This is a genomic window from Streptomyces sp. NPDC031340, assembly GCF_055569945.1.
Genome location: NZ_JBVIIE010000008.1, coordinates 100,690 through 107,094 on the forward strand (window position 1 = coordinate 100,690; position 6,405 = coordinate 107,094).

Sequence of the window (6,405 nt, forward strand, 5' to 3'; positions counted from 1 at the left end):
TGTCTGGCTTGCCTCGTTGAACCCCCCCACCACCCCCCCCCCACCATGCCCGCCGTGCGGGCCCCCCCCCCCCCCCCCCCCCCCCCCTGCCCCCCCCCCCCCCCCCCCCCCCCCCCCCCCCCCCGCCGGGAGCTGGTGGGCTCAGTAGACCGGCTTGTCCGGCTCGATCTGGTTGACCCAGCCGATCACGCCGCCGCCGACGTGCACGGCGTCGGAGAAGCCCGCGGCCTTCAGGACCGCGAGGACTTCCGCACTGCGGACACCCGTCTTGCAGTGCAGGACGATCTTCTTGTCCTGCGACAGGCCCTCGAGGGCGGTGCCCATGAGGAACTCGTTCTTCGGGATCAGGCGGGCGCCCGGGATGGAGACGATCTCGTACTCGTTCGGCTCGCGGACGTCGATGATGTCGATGTTCTCGCCGTCGTCGATCCACTGCTTGAGCTGCTTCGGGGTGATCGTCGAGTCGGCGGCCGCCGCCTGGGCCTCCTCGGACACGACGCCGCAGAAGGCCTCGTAGTCGATGAGCTCGGTGACGGTCGGGTTCTCGCCGCACACCGCGCAGTTCGGGTCCTTGCGGACCTTGACCTGGCGGTACTGCATCTCCAGGGCGTCGTAGATCATCAGGCGGCCGACCAGCGGCTCGCCGATGCCCGCGAGGAGCTTGATGGCCTCGTTGACCTGGATGGAGCCGATGGACGCGCACAGCACGCCCAGCACGCCGCCCTCGGCGCAGGAGGGGACCATGCCGGGGGGCGGGGGCTCCGGGTAGAGGCAGCGGTAGCAGGGGCCGTGCTCCGACCAGAACACCGAGGCCTGGCCGTCGAAGCGGTAGATCGAGCCCCACACGTACGGCTTGTTCAGCAGGACGCAGGCGTCGTTGACCAGGTAGCGGGTCGCGAAGTTGTCCGTGCCGTCGACGATCAGGTCGTACTGGCTGAAGATGTCCATCACGTTGTCGGCCTCGAGCCGCTCCTCGTGAAGGATCACGTTCACGTACGGGTTGATGCCCTTGACGGTGTCACGGGCGGACTCGGCCTTGGAGCGGCCGATGTCGGACTGACTGTGGATGATCTGGCGCTGCAGGTTCGACTCGTCGACCTCGTCGAATTCCACGATGCCGAGCGTGCCGACGCCCGCCGCGGCGAGGTACATCAGCGCCGGCGAGCCCAGGCCGCCGGCGCCCACACACAGCACCTTGGCGTTCTTCAGCCGCTTCTGCCCGTCCATCCCGACGTCGGGGATGATCAGGTGGCGGGAGTACCTGCGGACCTCGTCTACGGTGAGCTCAGAAGCTGGCTCGACCAGGGGTGGCAGCGACACGGGGACTCCGTTGATCGGTCAATCACTACGGTTGTTCTCCGTGTAACAGTGCCATGGCCATCTTCATTCCGAGACACCTGTTCCGACCCGCGAGACGATGTCGTCCCAGTAGCCGGGCATGCCCTCCCAGGGGTCGTAGCACCCTCCGCGGTCCGTGCGGTCGGTGAACCAGACGGTCGCCGCGCCCTGCCAGCGCGCGATGCGCAAGGCCTCCTCCAGGTGCCGGCGTGGCACGCCGTGGACGAAGTGGCAGAAGCGCTCAGGCGGATGGTCCGCGGTCCACTCGGCCGCCTGCGACCAGCGGTAGTCACTCCAGGGGCCGGCGAAGGTCACCAGTTGGTCGGCGTCCTCGGCGTAGCCGGGATGCGGGTGGGCGCCGTGGCCGAGGACTATGTGTCCACCGTCACGGACCGCGCGCAGCGCGGTGACGGTGCGGCGGATCGCGGGGAGCGAGGCGCGCCCGGAGGGACAGCGGGCCAGCAGGAAGCCGTCGACCTGGTACCAGTCGACGAAGCGGCGGGCTTCGGAGACCGTCTCGGCGAGGGCGCGGGCCCCGTGGGCGGCGTCAAGGCGGCCGAGGACGCGGACGCCCGTGTTGCGCAGGCGTCCCGCGGCCTCCAGGCACTGCGGGTCGGGGCGGATACCGGGGCCGTCGGCGACGTCGAGGACGACCCAGTGCAGGGGCGTGCCGGGGCGGGTGAGCAGGTCCCATTCGGTGGGCGCGACGAGGGGGTGGGCGTAGCCGGGGACGCCGAACCCGGTGCGGACGCCGGTGGTCGCGGTGCCGTTCGTGGCGCTGGTCAGATGCGGCATGCCGCCTCCATCCAGATGTCGGCGAGGGACTCTTCGAGGTTGATCCGGGGCCGCCAGCCGAGCCGGTCGCGGGCGGTGCGCACGTCGGCCTGCTGCCAGCTGCCGCAGCCGTCCGGGTACGGGTACGCCACCGGGGGCACGTGGTCGGCGTCGCCGCGCGGGTGGCCGATGGCCGACCGCAGGTGGCCGGGCGGGCCGTCGAGTTCGTGCAGGGTGCCGCCGTATCCGGCCACCCTGGCGAGCGTGGCGGCGGCGTCCCGCAGGCGGACGGCGCGGCCGGAGCCGATGTTGATGACGCCCTGCGCGGCGGAGAGGGAGGCGGCGTGCACGGCTCGGGCGACGTCCCGTACGTCGACGAAGTCGCGCTGGACGCCGAGACCGCCGAGCTTGAGTTCGCCGTCGCCGGACTGCATGGCGCGTCGCATGGCCTCGGCGAGCCGGCCGAGCGGTGAGCCGGCGGGCGTGCCGGGGCCGACGGGCGAGAAGACCCGGAGCACGACCGCGTCGAGGCCGGAGCCGAGGACGAGTTCGGTGGCGGCGAGCTTGCTCACGCCGTACGGGCCGCCGGGGCGCGGGACGGCGTCCTCGGCCGTGGAGGAGCCGGGCTGGCTCGGGCCGTACTCGGCGCCGCAGCCGATCTGCACCAGCCGGGCGCCGCAGCCGCTGCGGCGCAGGGCCTCGCAGACGGTGGCGACGGCGACCGTGTTGTGGCGGGTCAGTTCGCGGGCGCCGCCGCGGATGGCGCCGGCGCAGTTCACGACGACGCCGGGGTGCACCGCGTCGAGGAAGCGGGTCAGGGCGCCGGGGCTGCCCGAGGCGAGGTCGAAACGGACGTCGGCGTCGTCGCCGCGGCCGAGCGCGGTGAGCTGGACGGCCGGGTCGGCGAGCAGTCGGTCGGCGACGAAGCGGCCGAGGTAGCCGTTGGCTCCGATCAGCAGGACCCTCATCGTGCGGCTCCCGGGGCCGAGGGTTCGGGTCGGGAGGTGATCATCTGGTGTTCTCCTTCTCAGTGGGGCGTGATCAACGGGTCGTGCTCAGTGGGTCGGCAGGTGTTGCTCGGTGGGGTCATGTGATGCCCGCGGCGCTGTCGGCTCGCGCCGCGTTCGGCGGAAGGCACCCGCGCGGCGCGGGCCCCGGTGCGGCACGGCTGCCGGCAGGGCGGGGACGCCGGTGGGGCGCGGACGTCATCGCTGCTCTCCTCGGGGGGCGTGGGCCGAGGCCCGGGTGACGGTGCGCGTCGCGTGGATGAGCAGGGTCAGTGCGCCCGCCGCGCAGGTGAGCGCCGGGATGGAGCCGGGGCCCCATGCCTCGGCCAGGGTCCGCACCGGGGTGGCGAGGAATCCGGCCCCGGGCAGGCGCCCCGCGAGGACGGTGACCGGTGCGGCCGCCTCGGCGGCGGCTGCGGCGGTGAGGACGAGGGCGGGGGCGCGGGTGAAGCCGTGGACGGTGAGGAGGCGGGTGAGAAGCAGGAGCGCACCGAGACAGAGGGCCTGGGCGTAGGCCGCGGGCTCGCCCAGGACCGCGCCGCACACGGCGAGCAGGGCGGCCAGGGCGCACAGGTACAGCGCGAACGTGCCGAGCAGCAGCGGTCGTACGGAGGCGGCGAACTCCTCCAGGCCGCGGCTCGCTGCCAGCCTGCGGCCGGCCCGCACGGTGAAGAGGTGAGCGCACCAGGCCGCCGGGACGCAGGACAGGGCGAGGGCGAGGACGGGGGCCGTGGCGACAGGCCAGGGGCCGCCGGGGCCGCCGTTGGGCGGTCCGTCGGGGCCGCCGGCCATGGCCGCGCCGAGGAACCCGTCGCCGAGAAGGGCGTAGGCGACGAGCCAGCAGGTCCGGGCGCGGGCACCGGGCGGGTGCGCGGCGGGCCCGGCCCCCGTCCGGGCCGCCGCGCCGAGCGGTCCGCGGGCGAGCGCCGCCCGCAGGCCGAGGTACACGGCGAGGGCGCCGACGGCGGCCACGGTGAGTCGGGGCTGTCCGTGGGTGAGCCGCAGGCCGGCCAGGGTCGCGGCGCACAGCGCTCCCGGCAGAAGGGTCAGCAGGACCCAGTCGGTGCGCGCGCCGGGGACCGCGACGGCCGCGGGACGCGGGGGCGACTCCTTGTCGTGGGAGGCGCGGACGTACATCTCCTCGGCGAGGGAGAAGACGTCCCGGTGGTGGAAGCGTGCGGCGGTCCGGTCGGTGACGCCGTGCGCCTCCAGGCCCGCCGCGATCTCCAGCGCGTCGACGGCACTCTCGCACAGCTCGCGGTGCCGGTGCAGCAACGTCTTCACGGGATCGGCGGCGCGGGGCCGGGCGGACGAATGCCGACGGGCGGCGGGCGGCTCGGCGGCGCCGGGAATGCCGGCCGGGGCGACGGCGTCCGCGTCGGCGCGCACACGTGGGGACTCCGCCGTGCCGGGACGCCCGAGTTCTCCGGGGCCGCTCATCGCGCTCCCTCCGTGGTCGGCAGCCAGGCCGGCACCCGCGCGGGTGCCGGTGCGGGCCAGCCCCCGAGGAGATGCGCCTCGGCGGGGACCGCGAAGGGCAGCGGCTCCGCGGCGTCGTCGAGGACGGCCCGGCACACCGGAGCGCGCGATACGAGCTCCAGGTAGAGGCCGTGGAACGCGGCGATGTTCTGCTCGACGGTGAACAGTTCCAGTGCACGCGCGCGGGCGGCGGCGCCGAGGCGCTCACGGCGCTCGGGGTCGCGCAGCAGCGCCACGCACGCCTCGGCGAGCGCCCGCGGGTTGCGCGGCGGTACGACGAGCCCGGTGCCGCCGATGACCTCCACGACCGCGCCGACGTCCGTGGACACCGTCGCGCGAGCGCAGAACATGGCCTCGACGAGGCTGACGGGGAACCCTTCCACGACGCTGGAGAGCACGGTCACCGCGCCCGCGGCGTACGCGTCGGGCAGGGCCGGGATCTCCGGACCGCCGATCTCCTCGAAGGAGACGGGGTTGTCCCCGACAGCGTGCGGGCCGTCGGCCTCGTCGGGAAAGAGCTGCGCGGCGAGGGTCCGGCAGTGGCCGAGGTAGGCCTCGCCGTCGGGTCCGGCCGGGGCGCCGATGACGCGCAGGCGGGTCTTCGGCTGTTCCTTGCGGATCTCCGCGAAGGCGTGCAGCAGGGACATCAGGTCCTTGGCGGGGTCGACGCGGCCGACCCAGACCAGCGTGTCGGGGTCGGCGCGGTCCGGGGAATCGCCCACCTCGGCGAAGCGGGAGGCGTCCATGCCCGGGTAGACCGTGCGCAGCTTGGCGCGGTCGGCGCCGCAGCGCTCCTGCCAGCGGCGCGCGTGCGTGTTGCCGGGCGTGAGGAGGGACGCCCGGCGGTAGATCTCGGCGGCGAGCCTGCCGTGGAAGGCCGCGAGCAGCGACCGCACGGCGGGCGGTGCGTCGACGGAGGCCAGGTAGTGCGCGCGCAGTCGCACCCCGTACTCGGTCACCAGCAGGGGCACGCCGGCGAAGTGGTGGGCGAGCAGTCCGGGCAGGGCCGCCGAGCCGCCGGAGGCCGCGTGGCACAGGTCGGCGCCACCGAGCCCGTCGTGCCGGTACCAGTCGAGGGAGAGGGGGCGCAGGACGCGTTCCAGGTGCGCGGCGACGGCGAGCAGATCGGGTACCCGCGCCTCGCGCGCCGTGCGAGGCGCGCCGGGCGCACGACAGGCGCTCTCCAGGAGGCGAACGGCGGCCTCCGAGCGGAGCGCGGCCACCAGCCCGCCCTCGTCGCGGGCGAGGTCGGCCAGCCCGTACAGCGCACTGGCGAAACGGTCCGCCTCGGCGCCCGGCGCCTCCTCGGACGAGCCGGCCGGCTCACCTGCGGTGGCCGCGCACAGCACGGCGGCCAGCTCGCCGTAGCACTCGGCGAAGCGGCGGCGGGCCCGGCGCCCGTACCGGACGGAGTCGTCCTCGGCCGTCCACAGCGGGGCCGTCCGGACCCGGCCGATGTGCGGCGGCAGCGGTACCCAGCCCTCGTCCTCCTGGCGCTCGTCGGCGCAGAGCGCGTAGACGTCGAACTCGTGCTGCTCGAGCCCGCGCACGAGCCGGTCGCACCAGAGCGTGCCGTCACCGCGCACATACGGATAGCCACCCTCCGTAAGCAGTCCGATGCGCACGAGCGCACCCCCGATCTCCCGTGTGAGGAGCCGTCGTTCACTCGACGGCTCGCAGCGTGAAGAACGTATGCGGACAAGGTGGTGGGGGGGGGGGGGGGGGGGGGGGGGGGGGGGGGGGGGGGGGGGGGGGGGGGGGGGGGGTGGGGGGGGTGTGTGTGGGGGGGTTTGGTGGCCGTGGCTAC

5 protein-coding genes are annotated in these 6,405 nt (G+C 74.6%); all 5 read right to left on the reverse strand.

Features of this window, described 5'->3' with window-relative positions; all coding sequences use genetic code 11:
* Nucleotides 1-141 precede the first annotated feature (141 nt).
* Nucleotides 142-1,320, reverse strand: a complete 1,179-nt coding sequence (gene moeZ, locus ACZ5GT_RS08005) for an adenylyltransferase/sulfurtransferase MoeZ (RefSeq protein WP_469016614.1) — start codon at nucleotides 1,318-1,320, stop codon at nucleotides 142-144.
* A 63-nt stretch (nucleotides 1,321-1,383) separates the two neighbouring features.
* Entirely contained in the window at nucleotides 1,384-2,133 is a 750-nt protein-coding gene (locus ACZ5GT_RS08010) for a spherulation-specific family 4 protein (RefSeq protein ID WP_469016616.1), read from the reverse strand.
* Nucleotides 2,121-3,080: an NAD-dependent epimerase/dehydratase family protein gene (locus ACZ5GT_RS08015; RefSeq protein ID WP_469016618.1), complete on the reverse strand. Its 960-nt coding sequence runs from the start codon at nucleotides 3,078-3,080 to the stop codon at nucleotides 2,121-2,123. Before ACZ5GT_RS08015 ends, ACZ5GT_RS08010 begins: the two co-directional genes overlap by 13 nt.
* 237 nt (nucleotides 3,081-3,317) lie before the next feature.
* The gene (locus ACZ5GT_RS08020; RefSeq protein ID WP_469016621.1) at nucleotides 3,318-4,559 is read right to left on the reverse strand and encodes a hypothetical protein; all 1,242 of its coding nucleotides are present in this window, start codon (nucleotides 4,557-4,559) and stop codon (nucleotides 3,318-3,320) included.
* The gene (locus ACZ5GT_RS08025; protein ID WP_469016625.1) at nucleotides 4,556-6,223 is read right to left on the reverse strand and encodes a DUF3492 domain-containing protein; all 1,668 of its coding nucleotides are present in this window, start codon (nucleotides 6,221-6,223) and stop codon (nucleotides 4,556-4,558) included. The genes ACZ5GT_RS08020 and ACZ5GT_RS08025 overlap by 4 nt, the downstream gene beginning before the upstream one ends.
* Nucleotides 6,224-6,405 lie beyond the last annotated feature (182 nt).